The sequence below is a fragment of the Millisia brevis NBRC 105863 genome, assembly GCF_001552615.1.
In the GTDB taxonomy this organism is placed as follows: domain Bacteria; phylum Actinomycetota; class Actinomycetes; order Mycobacteriales; family Mycobacteriaceae; genus Millisia; species Millisia brevis.
Genome location: NZ_BCRN01000002.1, coordinates 91,454 through 115,829 on the forward strand (window position 1 = coordinate 91,454; position 24,376 = coordinate 115,829).

Annotated in this window: 17 protein-coding genes and 1 pseudogene; 4 read left to right on the plus strand and 14 right to left on the minus strand. The window is 69.9% G+C overall.

Annotated features, from left to right (window positions below; all coding sequences use genetic code 11):
* Positions 1-7 precede the first annotated feature (7 nt).
* Positions 8-2,278, minus strand: coding sequence for a methylmalonyl-CoA mutase (gene scpA / locus MB1_RS03210; protein ID WP_066903639.1), 2,271 nt, complete (start codon positions 2,276-2,278; stop codon positions 8-10).
* Positions 2,275-4,209, minus strand: coding sequence for a methylmalonyl-CoA mutase family protein (locus MB1_RS03215; protein ID WP_084350748.1), 1,935 nt, complete (start codon positions 4,207-4,209; stop codon positions 2,275-2,277). Before MB1_RS03215 ends, scpA begins: the two co-directional genes overlap by 4 nt.
* Positions 4,210-4,372: 163 nt before the next feature.
* Here MB1_RS03215 and MB1_RS03220 point away from each other — a divergent pair, with 163 nt between their 5' ends.
* Positions 4,373-5,179 (plus strand): TVP38/TMEM64 family protein, encoded by an 807-nt coding sequence (locus MB1_RS03220; RefSeq protein ID WP_245650009.1) that lies wholly within the window; start codon positions 4,373-4,375, stop codon positions 5,177-5,179.
* A 108-nt stretch (positions 5,180-5,287) separates the two neighbouring features.
* Here the strand turns inward: MB1_RS03220 and MB1_RS26760 are convergent, their stop codons facing one another.
* From MB1_RS26760 to MB1_RS03240, 4 genes are all read right to left on the minus strand, one after another.
* On the minus strand, positions 5,288-6,130 hold the full coding sequence (locus tag MB1_RS26760) for a FadR/GntR family transcriptional regulator (RefSeq protein ID WP_066903643.1): 843 nt from the start codon (positions 6,128-6,130) through the stop codon (positions 5,288-5,290).
* 131 nt (positions 6,131-6,261) lie between these two features.
* Positions 6,262-7,611 carry an SPFH domain-containing protein gene (locus MB1_RS03230; RefSeq protein WP_066903645.1) on the minus strand — a complete coding sequence of 450 codons (1,350 nt, stop codon included), beginning with the start codon at positions 7,609-7,611 and terminating at the stop codon, positions 6,262-6,264.
* Positions 7,612-7,713: 102 nt separating this feature from the next.
* Positions 7,714-8,148 carry an NfeD family protein gene (locus tag MB1_RS03235; RefSeq protein ID WP_066903647.1) on the minus strand — a complete coding sequence of 145 codons (435 nt, stop codon included), beginning with the start codon at positions 8,146-8,148 and terminating at the stop codon, positions 7,714-7,716.
* 83 nt (positions 8,149-8,231) lie between these two features.
* A complete protein-coding gene (locus MB1_RS03240; protein WP_066903649.1) occupies positions 8,232-9,047 on the minus strand; it encodes a DUF3097 domain-containing protein in 816 nt (271 codons plus the stop codon).
* A gap of 182 nt (positions 9,048-9,229) precedes the next feature.
* On the opposite strand from MB1_RS03240, the gene MB1_RS03245 reads away from it, so the two are divergent.
* Entirely contained in the window at positions 9,230-10,123 is an 894-nt protein-coding gene (locus MB1_RS03245; protein ID WP_066903651.1) for an Rv1486c family protein, read from the plus strand.
* A 109-nt stretch (positions 10,124-10,232) separates the two neighbouring features.
* Here MB1_RS03245 and MB1_RS03250 read toward each other — a convergent pair whose 3' ends face one another.
* From MB1_RS03250 to MB1_RS03285, 8 genes and pseudogenes are all read right to left on the minus strand, one after another.
* Positions 10,233-11,333: a ferrochelatase gene (locus MB1_RS03250; protein WP_066903653.1), complete on the minus strand. Its 1,101-nt coding sequence runs from the start codon at positions 11,331-11,333 to the stop codon at positions 10,233-10,235.
* A 73-nt stretch (positions 11,334-11,406) separates the two neighbouring features.
* Entirely contained in the window at positions 11,407-12,204 is a 798-nt protein-coding gene (inhA, locus tag MB1_RS03255; RefSeq protein ID WP_066903655.1) for an NADH-dependent enoyl-ACP reductase InhA, read from the minus strand.
* A gap of 95 nt (positions 12,205-12,299) precedes the next feature.
* Positions 12,300-13,022, minus strand: a complete 723-nt coding sequence (gene fabG1, locus MB1_RS03260) for a 3-oxoacyl-ACP reductase FabG1 (RefSeq protein WP_066903657.1) — start codon at positions 13,020-13,022, stop codon at positions 12,300-12,302.
* A gap of 147 nt (positions 13,023-13,169) precedes the next feature.
* On the minus strand, positions 13,170-14,165 hold the full coding sequence (locus tag MB1_RS03265; RefSeq protein ID WP_066903659.1) for a VWA domain-containing protein: 996 nt from the start codon (positions 14,163-14,165) through the stop codon (positions 13,170-13,172).
* A gap of 10 nt (positions 14,166-14,175) precedes the next feature.
* On the minus strand, positions 14,176-15,159 hold the full coding sequence (locus MB1_RS03270; RefSeq protein WP_084350752.1) for a DUF58 domain-containing protein: 984 nt from the start codon (positions 15,157-15,159) through the stop codon (positions 14,176-14,178).
* Positions 15,160-15,904: 745 nt separating this feature from the next.
* Positions 15,905-17,068 (minus strand): annotated as a pseudogene (locus tag MB1_RS03275) (AAA family ATPase); the annotation flags it as partial.
* Positions 17,069-17,230: 162 nt separating this feature from the next.
* Positions 17,231-19,285, minus strand: coding sequence for an NlpC/P60 family protein (locus tag MB1_RS26765; RefSeq protein ID WP_066903661.1), 2,055 nt, complete (start codon positions 19,283-19,285; stop codon positions 17,231-17,233).
* Between the two features lie 449 nt (positions 19,286-19,734).
* Positions 19,735-20,298: an Rv1476 family membrane protein gene (locus MB1_RS03285; protein WP_157083881.1), complete on the minus strand. Its 564-nt coding sequence runs from the start codon at positions 20,296-20,298 to the stop codon at positions 19,735-19,737.
* Between the two features lie 470 nt (positions 20,299-20,768).
* Here MB1_RS03285 and MB1_RS03290 point away from each other — a divergent pair, with 470 nt between their 5' ends.
* Positions 20,769-23,573, plus strand: a complete 2,805-nt coding sequence (locus MB1_RS03290; protein WP_066903663.1) for an aconitate hydratase — start codon at positions 20,769-20,771, stop codon at positions 23,571-23,573.
* Between the two features lie 90 nt (positions 23,574-23,663).
* The gene (locus tag MB1_RS03295) at positions 23,664-24,278 is read left to right on the plus strand and encodes a TetR/AcrR family transcriptional regulator (protein ID WP_066903665.1); all 615 of its coding nucleotides are present in this window, start codon (positions 23,664-23,666) and stop codon (positions 24,276-24,278) included.
* Positions 24,279-24,376 lie beyond the last annotated feature (98 nt).

Genomic DNA, 24,376 nt, shown 5'->3' on the forward strand with positions numbered 1-24,376 from the left:
GAGGACGTCACGATTCGGTCAGCGCCGCCGCCGGTTCGTGGCCCAAGGACGCGGCGAGCTTGCCGATCAGCTCGGCCGCCGCTTCCGCGATGACCGATCCCGGCGGGAAGATCGCCGCGGCGCCCGCCGCGTACAGCTCATCGAAGTCGCCGGGCGGGATCACCCCGCCGACCACGATCATGATGTCGGGGCGTCCGACTCCGGCCAACGCGTCGCGCAGCGCCGGAACCAACGTCAGGTGGCCGGCGGCCAGCGACGAGACTCCGACGATGTGGACGTCGTTGTCGGCCGCCTGCTGGGCGACCTCCTCCGGCGTCTGGAACAGCGGGCCCACGTCGACGTCGAAGCCGAGGTCGGCGAAGGCCGTGGCGATCACCTTCTGTCCGCGGTCGTGGCCGTCCTGACCCATCTTCGCGACGAGGATGCGGGGGCGGCGGCCCTCGTCCTCGGCGAACTTGGCCACCAGGGCGGTCACGCTGTCGATGCGTCCGTTCACTCCGGCCTCATCCCGGTAGACGCCGCTGATCGTGCGGATCTCCGCACGATGGCGGCCGTACACCTTCTCCAGTGCGTCGGAGATCTCCCCGACCGTCGCCTTCTCCCGCGCGGCGTCGATCGCCAGCGCGAGCAGGTTGTTCTCCATACCGCCCTCGGTCGACGCGGCGGCCGCGGTCAACCGGCTCAGCGCGGCCTCGACCCGGCCGGGGTCCCGCTCGGCGCGCAGCCGTTCGAGCTTCTCGTGCTGCTCGCGGCGCACCCGGGTGTTGTCGACCTTGAGCACCTCGATCGAGTCCGGCTCGTCGGAGAGGTACTTGTTGACACCGATCAGCGGCTGGCGGCCGGAGTCGATGCGCGCCTGGGTGCGGGCGGCCGCCTCCTCGATGCGCAGCTTCGGGATGCCCTCGCCGATCGCCTTGGCCATCCCACCGGCGGCCTCGACCTCGTCGATATGGGCGCGCGCCCGATTGGCCAACTGGTGGGTCAGCCATTCGAGGTAGTAGGAGCCACCCCACGGATCGATCGGGCGGGTGGTCCCCGACTCCTGCTGCAGCAGCAGCTGGGTATTGCGGGCGATGCGGGCGGAGAAGTCCGTCGGCAGCGCGATCGCCTCGTCGAGGGCGTTGGTGTGCAGCGACTGGGTGTGGCCCTGGGTGGCGGCCATCGCCTCGACGCAGGTGCGCGCGACGTTGTTGAACACGTCCTGCGCGGTCAGCGACCAGCCGGAGGTCTGCGAATGGGTGCGCAGCGACAGCGACTTGCTGTTCTTCGGATCGAACTTCGCGACCAGTTCGCTCCACAGCAGCCGGCCGGCCCGCAGCTTGGCGACCTCCATGAAGAAGTTCATGCCGATCGCCCAGAAGAACGACAGCCGCGGCGCGAACTTGTCGACGTCCATCCCGGCTCCGAGGCCGGCGCGGATGTACTCGACACCGTCGGCCAGGGTGTAGGCCAACTCGAGGTCGGCGGTCGCTCCCGCCTCCTGGATGTGGTAGCCCGAGATCGAGATCGAGTTGAACTTCGGCATCTTCGCCGCGGTGAACTCGAAGATGTTCGAGATGATCCGCATCGACGGCTGCGGCGGATAGATGTAGGTGTTACGGACCATGAACTCTTTGAGGATGTCGTTCTGGATGGTCCCGGCCAGCTGGTCGGGCGAGACGCCCTGCTCCTCGGCGGCGACGACGTACAGCGCCAGCACCGGCAGCACCGCGCCGTTCATGGTCATCGACACCGACACCGAACCGAGGTCGATGCCGTCGAAGAGCTGCCGCATGTCGTAGATCGAGTCGATCGCGACACCCGCCATGCCGACGTCACCCTGCACGCGGGGATGGTCGGAGTCGTAGCCGCGGTGGGTCGCCAGGTCGAAGGCGACCGACAGGCCCTTCTGTCCGGCGGCGAGGTTGCGGCGGTAGAAGGCGTTGGACTCCGCGGCGGTGGAGAAGCCGGCGTACTGCCGGATCGTCCACGGCTGGTTGACGTACATCGTCGGGTAGGGGCCGCGCACGAACGGCGCCGATCCGGGGTAGCTGCCGAGTGGGTAGCCCTCGGCCCGGGCGGCGGCCCGATCGGCCTCGACGAAGACGCCGGGCACGTCGATGCCCTCGGGGGTCGACCAGGTGACCTGTTCGGCGGTGTAGCCGTTCGCGGCGGCGGCCGCGTCCAGGAACTCGGCGGCCTGCTTCGGCTCGACCGGCGGGGTCTGCGGGGTGCCCGGTTCCACCAGGGGAACGTCCGCGAAGCTGCCGATCGAGTGGGAGATGCGCCTGGTGGTCATCGAATCGACTCCTTCTCGACCCGATCACCGGACGGGTCGACGGCGGCGGCGTCGAGCAGTTCGGTCAGGATCGCGATCGCGTCCATACCCAGTGTGAGATATCCGTCCGGCCGGTGCTCAGCATCGGCGAAAGCCTTGGCCGGTCCGGCGACCAGGATGCGGCCGACCCCGGAGTGGCGCAGATCGCGAACGGTGTCGGAGCCCTCGGTCGCGTAGCGCTTGTCGGTACCGCAGATCACCGCGACGTCCGTGATCGGGGCGGCGTCCGCGGACGGGCCGTCGGCGGGGTCGGTGACCGCTTCGATGCCGCCGGCGGCGAGCAGGTTGCCGGCGAAGGTGGTGCGCCCGTTGTACTCGGCGACGGTGCCCAACGGCACCAGCCGCGCCCGGGGCCGGGTGCCGGTGGCCGCGAGGATCGCGTCCGACCGGTCGCGCAACGCCTCGAACGCGGACGCGTATCGGTACACGCGGCCGTCGACCTCGCCCGCGGTGATGTCGGGCTCGGCGAGGTTCGGGAACTCGTTGACGCCGGTGATCGCGAAGCGGCGATGGTTGATGTCGTCCTCGCGGGCCGCGCGGGTCTGCGCGATCGTGCGCTCGAGCAGTCCGGAGGCGAGGGCGGCGAGGTAGCCACCCTCGGCCTCGATGCCCTGGAAGTAGGCCCAGGCGGCAGCGGCATACTCCGCGGTCAACGCCTCGACGTACCAGGAGCCGCCGGCGGGGTCGACCACCGCGCCGATATGGGATTCCTCGAGCAGCAGCAGCTGGGTATTGCGGGCGATGCGCTCGGCGAAGGTCCGGCTGACGCCGGGTGAACCGCCGACGATCGCCTGATCGAACGGCAGCACGGTGACCGCATCGGCCCCGCCCACGCCCGCGGCGAAGGCGGCGACCGTGGTGCGCAGCATGTTCACCCAGGGATCTCGCTGGGTCATCATCGCCGCGGAGGTCACGACATGTTGCGGGGCTCCGCCCTGCGCGGGCGACCCGCAGACCTGCGCGATGCGTGCCCACGCCTGTCGGGCGGCGCGCAGCTTCGCGATCGTCTCGAACTGCTTGTCGGTCGCGGCGTAGCGGAACTCGACCAACTGCAGTGCCCGGGTGACCGACAGGCCGGCCGCGGTCAGCAGTCGCAGGTACTCGGCTCCCGCGGCGATCGCGGCGCCGACCTCCTGGATATCGGAGGCGCCGGCGTCGTGGAAGACGGTGGCGTCGATGGTGATCGGCCGGATCCGCTCGGGCCGGTCGGCGACCGACACCGCCAACTCGACGGCCGCGTCGGTATTCGCCGGGGCGCCGGTGAAGGCGTCGGTCAGCGGGCTCGCACCCAGCCGCAGGTCGATCGCCGAGCGGTCGGTGACATCCGCGGCGTCGACCACGGCCAGCAGCGCCTCGGCCGCGGCGGTGGTGTCCGCGGCATCGAGGGTGATCGGGGCGAGGTCGAGCAGCACACCGTCGAGCACGGTCGCCAACTCGGCGGGGGCGGGCGCGTCGCCGCCGACGGCCACCCAGAGCGCGCCGACACCGTTGTTGAGGCCGTCGAGGATCGCCCGGTTGACCGCCGCCGCGTCGGTCGCCCCGGTGGAGGGGTCACCGAAGCGCGCGGTGACGAACCAGCCGCGGGAGACGTCGGGGGTGGCGGACGCCCCGCGCACGAACGGATAGGAACCGGGCAGGGCCGACTCCGGCAGCTCGTCGCGCGGGCCGTAGAGCGGCGCGATCGGTACCCCGTCGTAGGTCTCGGTGGTCAGCAGCGATTCCGGGGCGTCCGGCAACTCGGAGACATCGACCCGCTTGGACTTGGCGAGCACCGAGGCCACACCCTTGCGCCATCGCTCGAAAGCCGCATCGGCGTTCGGATCGCCGACCGCCCTCTCGTCGTCTCCGGCCACGTGCCGTACCTCCTTGTGCCGCACCGTTCGCTCGCGCATCCTTCGACCGAAAGATCCCGTCGAGCCCGATTCGATGCTAGTCGGCGGCGCGACGCAGGTCCGGGCGATCCGCCGCAGGAGACCTATGCCACATCGGATACGGGGGGTTCGAAGGTGACACGCGTCCCTCTCCGTACACGCGGTACCGGTACGATCGCAACACGTGACGGCCGAAGGATGGGCCCGGGCGCGTTCCGTGTGGACCCGCCCGAGTGCCCGCACCCGCATGGCCGCGTCCGTAGCGGCATTTGCCGCCATCTGCGCGGTCGCCGCGATCATCCACCCCGACTTCGATCAACTGCGCCAGTGGTCCCTCGGTCTCGGACCGTGGTTCCCGGTGATCTTCCTGCTCATCCACGCCCTGGTGACGATCTCGCCATTCCCGCGGACCGTCTTCACCGTCTCCGCCGCGCTGCTCTTCCCCGCCTGGGGTGCGATCGCGCTGTCGGTTGGTGCCAGCACGATCAGCGCGGTGTTGGCGCTGTGGCTCATCAGAGGTGCCGCCCGCGATCTGGTGACCTCCCACCTGCACAGTCAGACCTGGCAGCGGGTCCACCGACGCATCGAGCGGCGGGGCTGGCTGGCGGTCGGCTCGCTGCGGATGATCGGCGCCCTGCCATTCTCCCTGGTCAACGCCGCCGCGGCGGTGTCTCCGGTGCGGGTGCTCCCCTATACGCTCGCCTCGCTGGTCGGCATGCTGCCGGGCACGATCGTGGTCATCATGCTGACGATCGGGCTCACCTCCGGCGTCAACCCGATCGCCGTGGCGATCCCCTTCGGCTTCGGTGCGCTCGGCATCCTCGGATTGTTGGTCGATATGCGGATGCGGGTGCACGACACGCACGAGGCCGCGACGGATCCGACCGGGCAGCAGACGGCCGCGGCGGACGATCCCACTTCCGCCGCCCTGCAGGCTCCCCTCGGGTCTTCTGCGGACCTGTCGATCCCCCGATCGGACGTCGCCGGCTGAACACTGCCGGAACATCGGCTGAACCGGCGGACCCGGTCGGCGAGCGCCGCCATGCGACAGACCTACCGGCTCAGCGACAGGCCTGGCGGGCCGGCCGGACCTACCGGCTCAGCGGTCCTGAACGACCGGCAACGGTTCCGGCGCGCCCATCGAGCGTGACTCCTGGACGACCGGGAGCGGCTCGGGACCGGACGGAACACCCTGGCGCAGCCGGTCGAGGGTCGACCGCAGCGTCAACTCGGTGATCCGAAAGTGCTCGGTCGCGATGCTGCAGGCCCGTTCGGCGTCGCCTCGGCAGATCGCGTCGACCAGCGCCCGATGCTCGACGGCCGCCCGGTGGAAGAACTCGCGGGTATAGGGGGCGGACGCGAACCCCAGGGTGGCGGCGGTGGTCAACTCCATCCGCAGCCGCACCAGATAGGAGTTGCGGGCGGCCGTGGCGACCCGCGCATGCAGTCGACGGTCGATCGCCCGAGCCGTCGACATGTCCTGGGCGGCGACGAATTCCTCGACCAGGCTGCGCAGTTCCGCGCAATCGGCGGCGCTGCGCCGCTGGGCGGCGGCCCGCCCGATCATGCCCTCGACCAGGCATCGGTAGTCGAACAGTTCGACCATCCGGGGCAGGCTGTACTCCAGGGTGCGGCGGGCCGCGTCCGGGGCCACCGACTGCCAGGACCGCTCGGTGACAAAGGTGCCACCGGTCCGGCCGCGGCGGGACGCGAGCAACCCCAGCCCCACCAGCTGCCCGATCGCCTGGCGCAGCGTCGCCCGGCTCACGCCCAGCTGCGTCGCCAACTCCCGCTCCGGCGGCAGGACGTCACCGGGTGAGAACGCACCGATGGCGATCGCCGCGACCAGCTTGTCGAAGACGTAGTCCACCGCGGATCGCTTCGAGAAATCGGACAGCGCGAAGGGATCTGTGGGGAAGTCGGAAGCGTCGATGCTCGACAACGGGGATGGCCTCCAGGTGCGGGTAGAGCCGGGACGATCGCGAAGCGTCGATCGTGGCGGCGTCGGGATCAGCCGCGCGGACTCGTATGCGCGGGACCGCCCCGAACGGTTGCCGGGGTCACGATAACCGGTCAGCGAGTGGGATAGCCGTCCGAGTCCGGTTCCCGGTGATGCTGGCCGGCCCCCGAGGGCGGTCCCGACGGCTGCTGGTTGCCCGGATAGGGGGTCCGCTGCCAGGACGCCTGCTGGTCGGGATTCCACCCCGACGCCGCCGGACCCTCCGCGGGAGCGAAGTCGCGCGACACGGGCTGGGTCTGCATCGGCGAGCCGGCCAACGGGTCGATACCGAAAGCAGGTGCGGGGATCGCGGCCTGCTGCGGGGCCGGACCGTTGTGGGCCCGGCTCGGGGCGGGAACGTCGGTCGGGATCGGCGTCGCGGCCGACTCCGCCGGCGCGGCGAACCAGTCGGCGACCTCGTCCTCGTCGTCGGTGGCCGAGCGGCGCGGACCGCTGTCGGCACCCGGCTCGTACCGGAAGACGCCGTCGTCGCCCTGCACACCGAGGCCACGCGCGAAGCCCTCCAGTGCCTTGCCGAAGTCGCTGGGCACCAACCACACCTTGTTGGCGTCACCCTGCGCCATCTCCGGCAGGGTCTGCAGGTACTGGTAGGCCAGGACCTCGGGGGTCGGGCGGGAGTTCTTGATCGCGGCGACCGTCTTCTCGATCGCCTTGGCCTGGCCCTGGGACTCGAGGTAATGCGCGGCGCGATCACCCTGGGCGCGCAGGATCGTCGACTGGCGTTCCGCCTCGGCGGACAGGATCACCGCCTGCTTGGCGCCCTCGGCCGCGAGGATCTGGCTGAACTTCGCTCCCTCGGCGGTCTTGATCGCCGCCTCGCGCTGGCCCTCGGCGGTCAGGATCATCGCCCGCTTCTCGCGGTCGGCCTTCATCTGCTTTTCCATCGACTCCTGGATCGACGGCGGCGGGTCGATGCTCTTGAGCTCGACGCGGGCCACCCGCAGTCCCCAGCGGCCGGTCGCCTCGTCCAGGACGCCGCGCAGCTGCCGGTTGATCGTCTCGCGGGAGGTCAGCGTGTCCTCGAGGGTCATCCCGCCGACCACGTTGCGCAGGGTGGTCGTCGCCAACTGCTCGACACCGGCGATGTAGTTGTCGATCTCGTAGACCGCCGCCTGCGGGCTGGTCACCTGGAAGTAGACGACCGTGTCGATCGAGACGGTCAGGTTGTCCTTGGTGATCACGGCCTGGGGCGGGAAGGAGACCACCCGTTCACGCAGGTCGACCTTGGCGCGGATGCGGTCGATGAACGGCACCAGAATGGTCAGCTGGCCGGAGGCGGTCCGCGAATAGCGCCCGAGGCGCTCGATGACCGCCGCCTCGGCTTGCGGTACCAGTGCCACCGATTTCGCCAGCACCACACCCATCAACAAGATGAGCGCGAACACGATGACCAGGGCACTCATAGCGAACTCTCCTCGCAGCGCAGGTACGTTCCGTTGTCCATCTCACCATCGATCGGTGTGGTGTCGGGGAACGACGCCGCGGCGCGTTGCGCTCGCGAGCGGTCAGACTCCGCCCCACACGATCGCGGTGGCTCCGTCGATCCGGACGATGCTGACCGTTGAACCCGCCGGGAATCGGTCCCGGGTGTCCATCGGCCGCGCCGTCCATTCCTCACCGTTGATCTTCACCAGGCCCGCGTGCTGGTCGACGGTCTCGACGACCAGCGCCGAGCTGCCCGGCAATGCCTCCAGGCCCAGACGCTCCCGTTGATTGCCGTCGCGCATGTGACGCATGGCGATCGGGCGGACCCCCGCGACCAGCAGGGCGGAGACCACGGCGAAGACACCGGCGTCGATCACGGGTGAGAAATCGGTGGCCGCGGAGAATCCGGCAGCGGCCAGGGCGCCGCCGGCCAACATCAGCAGGTAGAGCGCACCGGACATCGCCTCGCCGACAGCGAGGACCACTCCGAGGATCAACCACACGATGGCAGCCACATGTCAACTCTAGTGGCCGGGCCGACCCCGTGACGGCGGCCGACGGGTCGATTCGGTCCCTATTCGGTGACGAAATGTCCGAATTACTCGGTGACGAAGTCCACCAGGCGTTCGACCGCGCCGATCAGGGAGGGTTCCAGATCCCGGAAAGTGGAGACCGCGTTGTAGACGTGCCGCCAGCCGTCGCGCGGGGTGCCCCAGCCCAACTCCCGGCAGACGCCGGTCTTCCAGTCGGTACCGCGCGGGATGACCGGCCAGGCGGAGATCCCGACCGCGCTCGGCCGCACCGCCTGCCAGACGTCGATGAAGGGGTGGCCGGTCACCATGACGAATTCGCCGAGCGAGCGGGTCAGGCCGGTCTCCTTGGAACCCTCGACGAGGTGGTCGACCAGGACGCCGACGCGTCGACCCGGGCCGGGGCCGAACTGCGCGAGCCGCTCCCCCAGGTTGTCCAAACCCTCGAGATGTTCGACGACGACACCCTCGACCCGCAGGTCGTGTCCCCAAACCCGCTCGACCAGGGCTGCGTCGTGGACGCCCTCCACCCAGATGCGCGAGGCGCGGGCGGTGCGGGCGCGCAGATTCTCGACGCGCACCGAACCGGACGCCGACCGCTTCGGAGCGGTCGGCGCGGTCGGCGCGGGTTTGGTGAGGGTGACGGTCTCGCCGTCGATGGCGAAGGCCGCCGGATGCATCGCGAACAGCCGGGTCCGGCCGTGCCGATCCTCGAGGCGGACGAACTCGCCGTCGTAGGAGCGTTCGAACCCGATGACCGCCCCACAGAAGCCGGAGGCGAGGTCCTCGACCACCAGATCGCGCTCGGCGGGCACCGTGGGAATCTCGCGGCCGCGGCGGCGCGGATGCCCGGCGTAGATGTCTCCGTACCGGTCGCCTGTCACGTCGACCGACGCTACCGGCGAGGCCGTGCCGGCGGCGGCAGGAGCGAGGCCGTGTCGGGCCGCAACGCCGGTTTCCGCCCGGTGAGTCGGGCCCCCGGTCGGCGGCGCGCCCGCACGCCACGACCACAGCAATTCGATTCAGGGCTCGAAGAGCCGCCATTTCGCGCTTATGCTCGTATTCCGTGTCCACCCCCGCCGCGTCTCTCGTCGCCTGGGCCAGTTGCTGGCTCGGCGGACGATGCACGCCCGACGACGTCATCGATGCGTTGTCGTCGTGGGCCGGGGCGCATGCGGTCGTCGACTGCGATGCCGCCGCCCGCCGTACGCGGCGCGACCCGGAATTCCCGGAGGACCTGCAGGTCGACGGCCCGATGGACCCGGTACGTCGGTCGGATTCGCTGCCGATCGCACCGGAGCGGGACCTGTCCGGGCACGGCATATCGACCCTGCTCGGGGTGCTGCGGACCGTCGCCGGCCCCGGTCTCGAGATCCGTCTGATCCTGCCGGTACCGGGCGACATGGTGGGCCTGCCGGCGCATCCGGAGTTCCGCGCCGAGGCGCTCGAGGTCGGCGAGGCGATGCTGATCGGCGTCCCCGGTGACGACGGGCTCGGTCTGATTCCGCGTCGCGAAGGTCCCGATGTCGTGGTCTGGGGTGTGCACCGCCTCCGGATGCCGTACTCGTCTTCCTCCGGTACCGGGCTCGGCGAGGTCGAATACGCCCTGCGGGACGCCGTGCGCACCAGCGCCGAGGCGTTGACCCGGGTCAATACCAGTTCCGGCATCCTCGGTGACCCGGGCCGCGCCGTGCGCCAGGACGTCACCGATCGTCTCGCGACGATGGCCCGCTTCCGGTGGCCTGACGAACTGTCCGAGCGAGCGGAACGCATTCTGGAAACCGCGGATCGGGTGGCGGCCATTCTCGCCGTCGCCGCGGAACGATCAGCCGAGGCGGTCTCCGCCGGCGGCGCGCACCTGCGCGAGCAATCGATGCGGCCGCTGGAGGCGGTGGTTCGGCACGCCCGGGTCGAGACGCTGGCGCACGCGGCCGCCGCCCTGCTGTCCGACCGGCGCTGAGGGCCCCCGCTTCACCGGCGCCGGGCGACACAACACGATCGACAGCGGGACGGCGAGGACAATAGGTCCACGCCTGCGCTCTCCCGCACGTCTTGTGTCGGGCCCGGGATCAGTGGGCGGCGGCGGTGCGACGAGATTCGGCGTCGGTACGGTCCGGGGACGAGCCACGTCGAGCCGTCGGGCAGCAGTCACGCGAACAGGCGAGGACACCACCGTCCGCTCCGCACAACCATTGCTCCCCCAGCCGACTCGGTGCGGCCGCGGTCACCCGCTCGGTCACCAGATCGGCGACCAGGTCCGCGAACCGCGGATCGGTGCCGACGGTGCCGGCGCGCGCGAAGCTCATCCCGAACCGCTCGGCGTCCTGCGCGGCCTCGGTATCGAGATCCCAGATGACCTCGAGGTGATCGGACACGAAACCTATCGGACAGACGACCACGGAGGTCACTCCCCCGGCGGCCAGGATCGCGAGGTGGTCACCGATATCCGGTTCGAGCCACGGGATCTGGGGCGGGCCGGAGCGCGACTGCCAAACGACGTCGAACTCGGCGAATCCCGCGGCGGCGGCGGCCAACCGCGAGGCTTCTCGCACCTGATTGCTGTACAGCCGTCCCCCGGCCTCGATCGGACCGGCCGCGACATCGGCCGCGATCGGGATCGAGTGGGCGGTGAACACCAGCCGGGTCGACGACCGGTCGGCGGCCGGCAACCCGGCCACCGCGGCCCGGATGGCGTCGGCGACCATCGCGATCATGACCGGGTGGTCGTAGAACTGCCGCAACTTGTGCAGCTCGGGGGCGCGCGGTCCGACCGCGGCACGGGCCCGGGCGATGTCCTCGTGGTACTGCTTGCAGCCGGAGTAGCCGCCCCACGCGGAGGTGGCGAAGACCAGCGCGGAGCGGACGCCATCGTCGGCCATCCGCGCGACGGTGTCCTCCGCCATCGGATGCCAATTCCGGTTGCCCAGGTATACGGGCAGATTCAGGTCGCGGATCAGCGGATGCCGCTCGATCGAGGTCACGATGTCGCGGGTCAGCCGGTTGATCGGCGAGACGCCGCCGAAGTGCAGATAGTGCTGGGCGACCTCGTCGAGCCGAGCGGCCGGAATGCCGCGGCCGCGGGTGACATTCTCGAGGAAGGGCCGCACATCGGCGGGGCCCTCCGGTCCGCCGAAGGACAGCACCAATAGTGCGTCGTACTCGGGGCTCATCCGTTCAGCTTCCCATCCCGCGGGGCCGAAGAGCACGTCGGCTCCCCGGTCCGCGGCCGTCGAGGGGCGAAGGTCACATCGCCATCGCGTGGAATCCACCGTCGACGTAGACGATCGACGCGGTCGTGCCGGGCAACCAGTCGGACAGCAGGGTGCAGACCGACTTGGCGACCGGCGTCGGATCATCGACATTCCAGCCGATCGGCGACCGGTCGGACCAGCCGGTGTTGAGCCGGTCCATCTCGGTGGCCGGGCCGGTGGCGGTGCCGGCGATCGCCTTGGCGGCGAGCGTCTTGATCGGTCCGGCGGAGACCAGGTTCGACCGGATTCCGCGCCCACCGACCTCCTTGGCGACGTAGCGGTTGACCGCTTCGAGAGTCGCCTTCGAGACACCCATCCAGTTGTAGAAGGGCACCGCGCGGGCCGGATCGAAGTCCATGCCGACGATCGAACCGTTGTCGTTGATCACCGGTAGCAGCGCCTTCGCGAGCGCCGCGTAGGAGTAGGCCGACACCTCCAGCGCGGTGGCGACATCGTTCCAGGGGGCATCGAGGAAGGGCGCGCCCAGGCAGGACCGCGGGGCGAAGCCGATCGAGTGGACAACCCCGTCGATGCCGCCGGGTGCCAGCTCGCGCACCCGCTCGGCCAGGTTGCCCAGGTGTTCCTCGTCCTGGACGTTCAGTTCGATCGCGTCCGGTACCGGCTGCGGGAGGCGCTGCGCGATGCGGTTGATCAAACGCAGTCGGTCGAAGCCGGTGATCAACACGTTCGCGCCCTGTTCCTGGGCCACCTTGGCCACGTGGAAGGCGATCGACGAGTCGGTGATGATGCCGGTGACGAGGATGGTCTTCTTTTCGAGCAGTCCGGTCATGCGTCGTTATCTTCCTGTGCGAGCTGGTCCGGTGCGAATCGGCGGGTTCGCGGCCGAGAGGATTCGCCGGTCGGGCGGGAGTTCGGGGTGAGGACTCAGTGCCCCATGCCGAGACCGCCGTCGACCGGCAGGACCGCACCGTTGATGTAGGAGGCGTCGTCGGAAGCCAGGAAGCTGACCAGCCCGGCGACGTCTTCGGGCTTGCCGGCGCGGCCGAGCGGGATGAGCTGTTGGAGCTGTTCGCGGTACTTGTCGTCGAGGGCCGCGGTCATATCGGTGTCGATGAAGCCGGGGGCGACGACGTTCGCGGTGATCGAGCGGCTGCCCAGTTCACGGGCGAGCGCACGGGCCAGACCGACCAGGCCGGCCTTGGAGGCGGCGTAGTTCGACTGCCCGGGTGCACCCATCAGGCCGGTGACCGAGCCGAGGAAGATCAGCCGGCCGTAGCGGGCCCGCAGCATCGCGCGGGAGGCGCGCTTGGCAGCCCGGAAGGCGCCGGTCAGGTTGGTGTTGAGGACGTCCTCGAACTGTTCCTCGGACATGCGCATCAGGAGGGTGTCCGCCGTGACGCCGGCGTTGGCCACCAGTACCTCGACCGGTCCCTGATGGGCCTCGACCTCCTTGAAGGCGGCATCGAGCGAGGCGCTGTCGGTGACATCGCAGGTCACACCGAACAGTCCGTCCGGCCCCTCGGAACCGCGGTGGGTGACCGCGACGCGATGCCCGTCCTCGGCCAGCCGGCGGGCGATCGCCAGCCCGATTCCCCGATTACCACCGGTGACCAGAACGGAACGGGACGTCGGTGGTGCGGTGGGCATCGTGGCGGAACCTCTCGAGAGCTGTGGTGGTGGGCACCCATGGTGGTCGGGCGTGCTCCGGCGAATGCTACCGCCGACACCCGGGGGCGCCGACACCCGGGAAGACCGCCATCGCGGCCCCCGGGCCCGCGCCGGCGGGCGACGCCGTCAGGGCAGGCGCTGACGAGTCCCGACGGCGGTCGCCAGACCGGCGGCGATGAACAGCACCCCGGCGATCATCCACGGCCCGGACGCGTCGCCCCGGACCACCTCGTAGCCGATCTGCTCCTCGAGGGTGTCGTAGACGTCGTTGAGTTCCTCGAGGCTCTGCGCGGTGAAGAACGATCCTCCGGAGAGATCCGCGATCTCCTGCAGGGAGGGGTCGTCGACCGGGACGCGAACCTGCTGGGGTGAGCCGTCGGCGCCGTCGATCACCACCGTGCCGTAGGCGGTGCCGAAGGAGATGGTCGAGACCGGGATGCCCTTGGCGGCCGCCTGCCGTGCGGCGGTATAGGCGCCGCGCGGATCGTCCGGGCTCTCCGGCACGGTCTCCTTGCCGTCCGACAGCAGCACGATGCGCGCCGGCGGTGCGTCCTCGCCGCCGCCGAGGACCGATGCGAGGGTGTCGATCGACTGGATGGCCGCGAAGATCGCCTCACCGGTCGCGGTCCGTTCCGAAAGCTGCAGCCGGTCGATCGCCGACTTGGTCGCCTCCCGGTTCGTCGTCGGCGAGACCAGCACCGAAGCGGTACCGGCGAAGGCGACGAGCCCCAGGTTGATCCCCGGGGTCAGCCCTTCGGCGAAGTTGCGGCCCGCCTCCTGTGCGGCGGCCAGCCGGGACGGTTCGACATCGGTCGCCTCCATCGACAGCGAGACGTCGACCACCAACACCACGGTCGCCCGATTGCGCGGTACCCGCTGGTCGGTCAGGGGACCGGCCAGGGCGACGGTCAACAGCAGCAAGCCGACCAGGACCAGGGCGGTCGGGACGTGTCGCACGATCTCCGGCTGCTTCGGAGCCACCTTCTCGAGGAGGTCGAAGTTGCTGAAGCGCATCGCGTCCTTGCGCCGCCGCACCTGTGCGTACGCATAGCCGCCACCGATGCCGATGACCACCAGCAGAAAGAGCAACCACCACGGCGAAGCAAAGTCGAGCCCGAACACGCCGCTCCCCTCAGACCGATCCGTTGGCCACGCCGGACCCGAACCGGCCGAAGTTGCGCTTGCGCGCCGCCACGAATCGCACGATATCGGTCAACCAGTCCCGGTCGGTACGCAGCGTCAGTCGGGGCGCACCGCAGCGTCGCAGCGCGCGCTCGACCTGATAGCGATGATCCCGGGCCGCGTCGGCGAAGTCCGCCCGCAGCCGAGGGGTGACGGTGAACTCGCGCGCCGTGCCGGTTTCCGGGTCGACCAGCACGACATCGCCGACGTCCGGCAATTCGACGTCCCGCGGGTCCAGGGTCTCGATCGCCAGGATGTCGTGGCGGGCGGACAGCCCGCGCAGGGGGCGCTCCCAGGTCGGCTCGCCCAGGAAGTCACTGATGACGACGACGAGACCACGACGCCGCTGGGGGCGCCGGAGACTGTCGACCATGTCGGCGAGGTCGCCCCGCGAGCCGCGCGGCGCGGGCGGCATCGTGGCGATCGCCCGCAGCAGGGCGCGACCGCTGCCCCGACCGGAGCGGGCCGGGACGCGTCGGAGGGCGGCGCCGTTCCCGACCACCGCGCCGATCCGATTGCCCCCGCTGCTGGTCAGGTGGGTGACCGCCGCGGCCGCGAAGACCGTGAGGTCGCGCTTGGTGTGGTAGGCGGTGCCGAAGTCCATGCTGGCGGACATGTCGACCACCAGCCAGGTCTCCAGCTCCCGGTCGGCGACCGTCTGGCGAATATGTGGATGGGTGGTGCGGGCGGTGACCGACCAATCCATGCGGCGGACGTCGTCGCCGGGCTGGTAGGGGCTCGCCTCCCCCGGCTCCCAGCCCGGTCCGGGGATCAGGCCGAGGTGATCCCCGTTGAGGACGCCGTCGAGCCGATGTCGAACGGTCAATTCCAGCGTGCGCAGGGCAGCGGAGAGGGCGGCCTCCGATACGTCGGGCCCGAAGGAGCTCGCCCCGGTCGGATCGGTCGGCCCGCCCACCGGCTCGGGGCGGGTCACGCCGCCACCCGGGTCACCGGTTGGACGCCGGGCTGGTCCAGCCGGCGGGACCGGACGGCGCCTGATCCGTCGACTTCCGATCGGACGACGCCGGATCGGACGGCGCGCGGTCCTCCGGCTTGCGATCCGCAGCGCCGGTCGACGGGCGATCGGCGGGGGCCGACGAGTCGGTGTCGGTCGGTCCGTCGCCGGTCTCGCTCGCCGAGGAGGCCGACCGGGAGCCGTCGTCCGCGGTCCCGGTGCTCGTCGTTCCGGACGCCGGTGCGCCCGCGGTACTCGGTTCGGACGCGGGCTTCGCCGTCGACACGGCCGGTGAGGAATCGGAGGTCACCGGCTCGGACGTCGACTGCTCGGCGGCCGATCGTCCGGGAGCCGCCGGCGTTGCCGGAGCGGACGACACCGGCTGGGGCGCCGACTGCACGGGCTGCTGCGCCTGCACCGGCTGCGGAGCCGACGCCTCAACCGGCGCGGGGGCCGGCGGCGGCGTCGTCACACGAGGTGCCGGGGCGGACCGCACCGGATACTGCTGCGCCGGCGTCGCGTAACCGGCCGGCCGCTGCGGTCCCTGCGGCGCGGGAGGCGGACCGGCCTGCGGGACCGATCCCGGAGCCTGCTGGGGGCCCGGGGCGGCCTGCGGTCCACCCGGATAGGGTGCGCCGACGCCCGGACCACCGATCGGGCCCGACTGCGCGACCGGGTACTGCCGGTTCGGCGGGCCCTGCGGATAGCTCGGCACCCCGTTCGCCGAAACCTGTCCCGGGGCGCCCGGCGGAACCGGACCGGGCGCAACCTGGCCGGGACCGGTGGGATAGTTCGGCGGCCCCTGCGGGTTCGGCCCCGGGGCGACGTTCTGGGCGGGATACTGCTGCGGCGGGACCGCCCCGCCGATCGGCTGCGCGGTCACCTGCGGCAGGCCGACCGTCTGCAGGACCCGACCGATGATCGATTCCGGGGTGACCTCGTCGGCCAACGCGTCGTAGGACAACACCAGCCGGTGGCGCAGGACATCCGGGATGACCTCGATGACATCGCGAGGAATCACGTAGTCGCGGCCGCGCAGGAGCGCCGTCGCACGGGCGGCGGAGATGATGCCGAGGGTCGCGCGGGGCGAGGCGCCGTAGGCGATCCAGGCGGCGACGTCGTGCATGCCGAATTGTTCGGGAGCGCGGGTGGCGAAGATGACCCGCACCACGTAGTCGACCAGGGCGTGATGTACGAAGATCGACGACGCCGCGGCCTGCAGGCGGATCAACTCGCCAGGGTCGAGGATCTGCTTGGCCGTCGGCGGCTCGACCCCCATCCGGTAGACGATCTCGCGCTCCTCCTCGATCGTCGGGTAGTCGACGACGATCTTGAACAGGAAGCGGTCGCGCTGGGCCTCGGGCAGCGGGTAGACGCCCTCGTTCTCGATCGGGTTCTGCGTGGCCATCACCAGGAACGGGTCCGGCATGGGGAAGGTCCGGCCGCCGATCGACACCTGCCGCTCCGCCATCACCTCGAGCAGCGCGGACTGCACCTTGGCCGGCGCTCGGTTGATCTCGTCGGCCAATACGAAGTTCGCGACGACGGGTCCCAGTTCGATGTCGAACTGCTCCTTGCCCTGCCGGAAGATCCGGGTGCCGATCAGGTCGGTCGGGACGAGGTCGGGGGTGAACTGCACGCGCGAGAAGCTTCCGCCGACGACCTTCGCAAAGGTCTCGACCGCCAGGGTCTTGGCGACGCCCGGCACACCTTCGAGCAGGATGTGTCCCTTGGCCAGGAGCCCGACCAGGACGCGTTCGACCAACTGGTCCTGACCGACGATGACGCGTTTCACCTCGAAGATGGCTTTTTCGAGCAGCGCGGCGTCCTGCGTCGCGTCGAGGTCGGTCCGCCGATCGTGGTCAGTCGAAGCCACTTGTTTTCCCACCGCTTTCTTCGTCGTACCACGTCGGATGCACGCGCGAGGCCGCCGAGCTTCCCTCCGGAAAGCCGGCCCCTCCACTTGTAGCAGCACGGTCGGTGGGTCGCCTCGGACCCACGACGACAGCGCGGCCGCCGCGATCGCGAATGGTGCGGCCGCGTCCTGCCGCTATTGCACCATGCGAACAGCGTAGGGCGTCATCCCCGAGTACCGCACCGGCGACACCTTGACGACGTCGCCCGAGCGTGGTGCCTCGACCATCATGTCGTTGCCGAGATAGAGCGCGACGTGTTGGCTGCCGCCGGCGCCCCAGAACAGCATGTCGCCGCGTCGAATCTGGGCGACCGGAACCCGCGTGCCCGCGCTGTACTGATAGCCGGAGTAGTGCGGCAGGTCGACGCCGATGCCCGCGAAGGCGTAGATCATCAGTCCGGAGCAGTCGTACCCGACCCGGCGATAGTCGCCGAACGCATCGGCGACACCGCCGTCGCGGATACCGCGGGTCGGACCCGCCGCGTTGCCGCCGCCCCAGGAGTAGGGCACGCCGCGCTGGGACATCGCCCGGGAGATGACCGTCTCGATCGCGGCGGTACCGGTGGGTGTGCTGTACGTGGTGCCGCCGGGGGTCGATCCGCCGGTGTCCGGCCCGGTGCTCGGGCGGGTGGTGGTGGTGACCGAAGGGCTGGGTGTCACCGTGACGGTCGGGCTCGGCGTCGGCCTCGGGGTCACGGTCGAGCTCGGGGTCTCTGTCGGGCCGGGAGTCACGGTCGGGCCGGGAGTCACGGTCGGGCCGGGAGTCACGGTCGGGCCGGGGGTCACGGTCGGGTTGGGGGTCACGGTGGTGGTTGCGGGGCCGGTCGACTCCTGCGGGTCCGGAGTCGACGTCGCGGTGGGTCCGGTCGTCGGGGTCGCGCCGGTCGTCGGTGCCGGATCGGACCCGGGCTCGGGGTCGGCGGACCGGGTGGTGGTGTCCTCGGATCGGTCGGCCGGCGGGTCGACCGCATCGAGCAGATCGGTCAGGTCCGGTAGCTCGGCCCGGTCGTTCGTACCCGGGAGGTCGGGGATCTCGATCCTCGGCACATCGATCTTCGGCACATCGATCGTCGGGACGTCGGCCTTCGGCGGGTCGCTGCGCGGCGGGTCCCCGGCCTCGAGAGATTCCTGGATCCCGCGGATCGCGATCTCGGGCAGTACCGACGGATCGAGTCGGATCTCATCCAGGTCGGTGTGGTCGCGACTGCGCTGCGCGATCGACTCGGCGATCGTCTCGGCGGAGGCCAGGACGTCGGCGGTCACCGACGACGCGGCGTCCGCGAGCGCGCCGGCGACCTCATCGGCCGCGGGCGGCTCCGCTCCCGGACCACCGACCGTCGACTGCGGACCCGCACCATCGGCGGCCGGTTCGGGGGCCGCGGCGGCCGTGCCGGGAGCCGTCGCGGCGGGTGTGGAGTTGGGATCGGTCGACGCCGAAGCGGCCGGCGACGAGGACTGCGCGTCGGCGTTCTGCGCTCGCGCCGCGGCATCCCGGGCGCGGGCCGCGGCCAATGCTGCCGCGGCCGAATCGCGGCGGTCGGTCAGCTCCTGCAGGCGGGCGCGTCCGGTCTCGGCCGCGGATTCGGCCGCGTCGATCGCGACGATCGCTTCCTGACGACGCTGTTCGGCGACGTCGACGGCGGCCAACGCGTCGTCGCGGGCGGCGCGGGCGGCGGAGTCCCGATTGGCGGCGTCGACGCGGGTGCGCAACAACTCGTCGATCACCTTCTTGCGGCGTTCGGTGAGCAGATTGAGCATCCGTGTCCGCTCGAGCAGATCGGCGGGCCCGTTGGCGTCGAGGACCACCGCCAGACCCGAGCCGGTTCCCCCGTCGGTGTACGAGCGGGCCGCGAAGGTGTCGAACTCCGATCGGGCTCGCGCGATGGCGGCGCCGGCGTCGTCGAGCTGCTGCCGGGCGGCGACGGCCTCGCTGCCCGCGGTGTCGACGGCGTCGCGGGCCTGCTGGACGTCGACCAGTGCCCGGTTCGCGTCCTCCTGCCGCTGCGCGATGTCGGAGTCGAGTTGGTCGAGGTCGTGCTGGGCTGCGGCGACCTCGTCGACCAGATCGGTCAACCGATCGATCTCGGCGGAACCGTCCGCGGGCTGCGCGACCGCGATCGCGCCCGAACCGGTCAGACACGCCACGACGACCAATGTCACCGCCGTGGCCGTCGCATAACGCGACGACACCGTCCATCGACTCCGTGGTCGACGCAAGGTGCTGGTCCTCACTGACGCTCCTCGCTATTCCCGTCCGCAAGAGTCCGTGAGACCACAACCACATGGCGCGCGCAGAACCCGAGGCTCACATTGCCCCCTTGCGAATCATTGCTGTGCAGAAACCCCAACCGGCACCGGATGACTGTAGTTCATATCGGGCCACTTCAGTAACACGGGAAACAAAGACCGCCGATGAAATTCATTGGGTTCCGAACCGCCGGCAAAAGAAGACCTCAGGTATGTGTTCGACGCCATTGACGGCGGCCACACAATGGCAGTATCCGCGCACGAATACCATTCATGAGCGGTCCCGAGGGCCCGCTCGAACGGGTCGACGAAGGGACCTCACCAGCGCGAACCCCCGCAGGGGCGGCCCGGAAGGGTACCCAAAGAATGGTGAAGCGAAGGGCTACGAAGGGTCAGCCAACGTCGCCGCGGGGCTCGACCCCATCGGCGGACGGTGCGGACGAGCCGGCGCTTCCCGGGACAACCGGAGCGGTGCGACCGGCATCCCGCCGCGCATTGACCCAGTACAAAACGCCCAATACGACCGCGACCAGCAGGAGCAGAGAAATGGTCATCGCCGTCCACGGCGGACCGGGCTGCAGAAGTGTGTCGAGGAAATTGTTCGCCGATACGACCGGATTGCCGGTATAGGTGACATCCTGGCCGGCCTCGAGCGTCACCCGACTGATCACGTCGCTGTAGGAGCCATTCTGCCCGGGGCTGAGCACCAGGACCGTGCCACCGACGTGATCGCCGAGATCGGTCGCCAGATCGCGCAGTTGCGAGTCGTGCACCGGGTCGCGATCGAGGACGACGATGTTCAGATCGATGCCGCTCTCGCGAGCCCGATCGACGACGGCGAGCAGGCCGGGCTCGATGGCATGGTCCGCACTGACGTGGTCGAGTCGCAGTTCCGCGGCGATCGCGTCGGGGTCGACACCGACCGGAATCGAGGTCGGCAGGTGAATCGGCGCCATGGTCCCTTCCGGTGGGTCTAGCCTGAGGGCGGTACGGGCGAATCGCCGGACCCGTCTCTCGGAGGCGGATCCGCGGTCTTCCGCACCCTACGCGTCCACCCGGACGCGCCGACCGGTGCCCTGGACGAGCAACGCGACGGGGCGCTAAACGGCCGCGAGGCATGCCCGAACGACCCGGACGCATGCTCGACCGACCGAATTGACGCGCCGAATCGCGCTCTGCCTTTGTGGCGAGGCGCTCGACAGGCAAGGATTGGGGCGGGTGAACTCGGCGTTGCGACCCGCACACTTCACAGGACAAGCGTACTGTTAAAGTAGCGAGGGATTCGACGAAGAAACCCTGCCGGTTGGCGGAGCCCCCCGTTCGCGGGTCGAGCACGTCAACCACGCGGGCCACGCCGTCGAGAGCCTCCTTAACGTCCATCGACGCAGCCCCGTCGATGGTTAACGAGAAGACGAGTGGAGTTGACGTGACCGCATCAATCGATTCGTTCGGTGCCAAGGGCACCCTGCAGGTGGGCGAGAACTCGTACGAGGTCTTTCGCCTGTCCGCGGTGCCCGGCCTCGAGAAGCTGCCCTACTCGCTGAAGGTGCTGGCGGAGAATCTGCTGCGCACCGAGGACGGCGCGAATATCACGACCGAGCACGTACGTGCCCTGGCCGAGTGGGAGCCTTCGGCCGAGCCGTCGATCGAGATCCAGTTCACGCCCGCCCGCGTGATCATGCAGGACTTCACCGGCGTCCCCTGCGTGGTCGACCTCGCCACCATGCGCGAAGCGGTCGCCACCCTCGGCGGTGACCCGAACAAGGTCAACCCGCTCTCCCCGGCCGACATGGTCATCGACCATTCGGTGATCCTCGACGTCTTCGGTCGCGCCGACGCCCTCGAGCGCAACGTCGACCTCGAATACGAGCGCAACGGCGAGCGCTACCAGTTCCTGCGCTGGGGCCAGACCGCATTCGACGACTTCAAGGTCGTCCCGCCCGGCATGGGCATCGTCCACCAGGTCAACATCGAGTACCTCGCGCCCGTCACCATGGTGCGCAACGGTCAGGCCTACCCGGACACCTGTGTGGGTACCGACTCGCACACCACGATGGTCAACGGCCTGGGCGTGCTCGGCTGGGGCGTCGGCGGTATCGAGGCCGAGGCGGCCATGCTGGGCCAGCCGGTCTCGATGCTGATCCCGCGCGTGGTCGGTTTCAAGCTCACCGGCGAGATCCAGCCCGGCGTCACCGCCACCGACGTCGTGCTGACCGTCACCGACATGCTGCGCAAGCACGGCGTGGTCGGCAAGTTCGTCGAGTTCTACGGCAAGGGCGTCGCCGAGGTGCCGCTGGCCAACCGCGCCACCCTGGGGAATATGAGCCCCGAGTTCGGCTCGACCGCCGCGATCTTCCCGATCGACGCCGAGACGATCAACTACCTGCGGTTCACCGGCCGCGCCCCCGAGCAGCTCGCCCTGGTCGAGGCCTATGCCAAGGAACAGGGCATGTGGCACAACCCGGACCACGAGCCCGAGTACTCCGAGTACCTCGAACTCGATCTGGGCACCGTGGTGCCGTCGATCGCCGGCCCGAAGCGTCCGCAGGACCGCATCCTGCTGTCCGAGTCGAAGATCGCCTTCCGCAAGGACATCCACAACTACGTCGAGGATCAGATCCCGACGCCGGAGACCAAGCTCGACGAGGTGCTCGACGAGTCCTTCCCGGCCAGCGATCCGGCGACGCTGTCGTTCGCCGAGGACGACGCGATCGACGTGCAGTCCGCCGCCAAGGGGTGCGAGGGTCGTCCGAGCCGCCCGGTGCGGGTGACCTCCGAGGAGCGCGGCGAGTTCATCCTCGACCACGGCGCGGTCGCGGTCGCGGGCATCACCTCCTGCACCAACACCTCCAACCCGTCGGTCATGCTCGGCGCCGGCCTGCTCGCCCGCAACGCGGTCAACAAGGGCCTGTCGTCCAAGCCGTGGGTCAAGACGAATATGGCGCCCGGCTCGCAGGTGGTCTCCGACTACTACGAGAAGGCCGGCCTGTGGCCGTACCTCGAGAAGTTGGGCTTCTACCTCGGCGGCTACGGCTGCACCACCTGCATCGGCAACACCGGACCGCTGCCGGAGGAGATCTCCAAGGCGATCAACGAGCAGGACCTGACGGTCACCGCCGTCCTGTCCGGCAACCGCAACTTCGAGGGTCGCATCTCCCCCGACGTCAAGATGAACTACCTGGCGTCCCCGCCCCTGGTGATCGCGTACGCGCTCGCCGGCACGATGGACTTCGACTTCTCGGTCGATCCGCTGGGTCAGGACCAGGACGGCAACGACGTCTTCCTCAAGGACATCTGGCCGTCGGCGCAGGAGATCGACGACACGATCAAGACCGCGATCAGCGAGGACATGTTCCGCAAGTCCTACGCCACGGTCTTCGACGGTGACGAGCGGTGGCAGAACCTCGACACCCCCGAGGGCGACACCTTCGAGTGGGACGACAACTCGACCTACGTCCGCAAGGCGCCGTACTTCGACGGCATGCAGATGGAGCCGTCGCCGGTGACCGATATCCACGGCGCGCGGGTGCTCGCGCTGCTGGGTGACTCGGTGACCACCGACCACATCAGCCCGGCCGGTCCGATCAAGCCGGGTACCCCGGCCGCGCAGTACCTCGACTCGCACGGCGTCGAGCGCAAGGACTACAACTCCCTGGGCTCGCGGCGCGGTAACCACGAGGTGATGATCCGCGGCACCTTCGCGAACATCCGGCTGCGCAACCAGCTGCTCGACGACGTCTCCGGCGGCTACACCCGCGACTTCACGCAGGAGGACGGCCCGCAGGCGTTCATCTACGACGCCTCGCAGAACTACCAGGCCGCGGGGATTCCGCTGGTCGTGCTGGGCGGCAAGGAGTACGGCTCCGGCTCCTCGCGCGACTGGGCGGCCAAGGGCACCAGCCTGCTGGGCGTGCGCGCGGTCATCACCGAGTCGTTCGAGCGCATCCACCGGTCGAACCTGATCGGTATGGGTGTCATCCCGCTGCAGTTCCCGGCCGGCGAATCCGCGGGTTCGCTCGGCCTGGACGGCACCGAGGTCTTCGACATCACCGGTATCGAGGAGCTCAACAACGGCAAGACCCCGAGCACGGTGAAGGTCACCGCCACCAAGGGTGACGGCACCGTCGTCGAGTTCGACGCCGTGGTGCGCATCGATACGCCCGGTGAGGCGGACTACTACCGCAACGGTGGCATCCTGCAGTACGTGCTGCGGCACATGATCGCCGGCTGATAGCCGCCTTCCGGCCGGTGGCGCCGCCCCTTCGGGTGGGGGCGCCATCGGCCGTGGTCGGGTGGATGACCGAAGTCAGGTGGATGACAGATGCCCAAGGTCAGTGATGATCACCTGGCGGCCCGCCGTCAACAGATTCTCGACGGCGCACGACGCTGTTTCGCCGAGTTCGGATACGACGGTGCGACCGTCCGACGGATCGAACAGGAGACCGGCCTCTCGCGGGGGGCGATCTTCCATCACTACAAGGACAAGGACGCGCTGTTCCTGGCGCTCGCCCACGAGGACGCCGCCCGCATGGCGGACGTCGCGGCCGAACAGGGCCTCGTCCAGGTGATGCGCAACCTGCTCGCGGATCCCACCCAATTCGATTGGCTCGGTACCCGTCTGGAGATCGCCCGACGCCTGCGCACCGACCCGGAGTTCCGGGCGGGCTGGGCGGCACGGTCCGCCGATCTGGCCGCGGCCACCGAAGCGCGCCTCGAGCAGCAACGCAAGCTCGGTCGGCTGCGCGACGACATCCCGACCGTGGTGCTCCTCGGCTATCTCGACCTGGTCATGGACGGCCTGGTCACCCGCATCGCGTCCGGACTGGGTGTCGACAACCTCTCGGCCGTACTCGATCTGGTCGAGGAGTCGGTGCGGCGCCATCGCACCCCGGACGACCGGACGACGGCGGACGAACGGGCGGCCGCGCACCGCTGATCTTCGGGCATGACGCACATCACGTGTCTCGCCCTGCCCACCCTCATTCCACGACAATGGCAACTGCGTCATTCCACAATGGCGACCCGTCCTGCCCC

Excerpts from the sequence above, each read along its gene's own strand:
- scpA (WP_066903639.1), bottom strand. The coding sequence starts at position 2,278 with ATGACCACCAGGCGCATCTCCCACTCGATCGGCAGCTTCGCGGACGTT.
- MB1_RS03215 (WP_084350748.1), bottom strand. The coding sequence starts at position 4,209 with ATGCGCGAGCGAACGGTGCGGCACAAGGAGGTACGGCACGTGGCCGGA.
- MB1_RS03230 (WP_066903645.1), bottom strand. The coding sequence starts at position 7,611 with ATGAGTGCCCTGGTCATCGTGTTCGCGCTCATCTTGTTGATGGGTGTG.
- MB1_RS03250 (WP_066903653.1), bottom strand. The coding sequence starts at position 11,333 with ATGAGCCCCGAGTACGACGCACTATTGGTGCTGTCCTTCGGCGGACCG.
- inhA (WP_066903655.1), bottom strand. The coding sequence starts at position 12,204 with ATGACCGGACTGCTCGAAAAGAAGACCATCCTCGTCACCGGCATCATC.
- fabG1 (WP_066903657.1), bottom strand. The coding sequence starts at position 13,022 with ATGCCCACCGCACCACCGACGTCCCGTTCCGTTCTGGTCACCGGTGGT.
- MB1_RS03285 (WP_157083881.1), bottom strand. The coding sequence starts at position 20,298 with ATGGCGCCGATTCACCTGCCGACCTCGATTCCGGTCGGTGTCGACCCC.
- MB1_RS03295 (WP_066903665.1), top strand. The coding sequence starts at position 23,664 with ATGCCCAAGGTCAGTGATGATCACCTGGCGGCCCGCCGTCAACAGATT.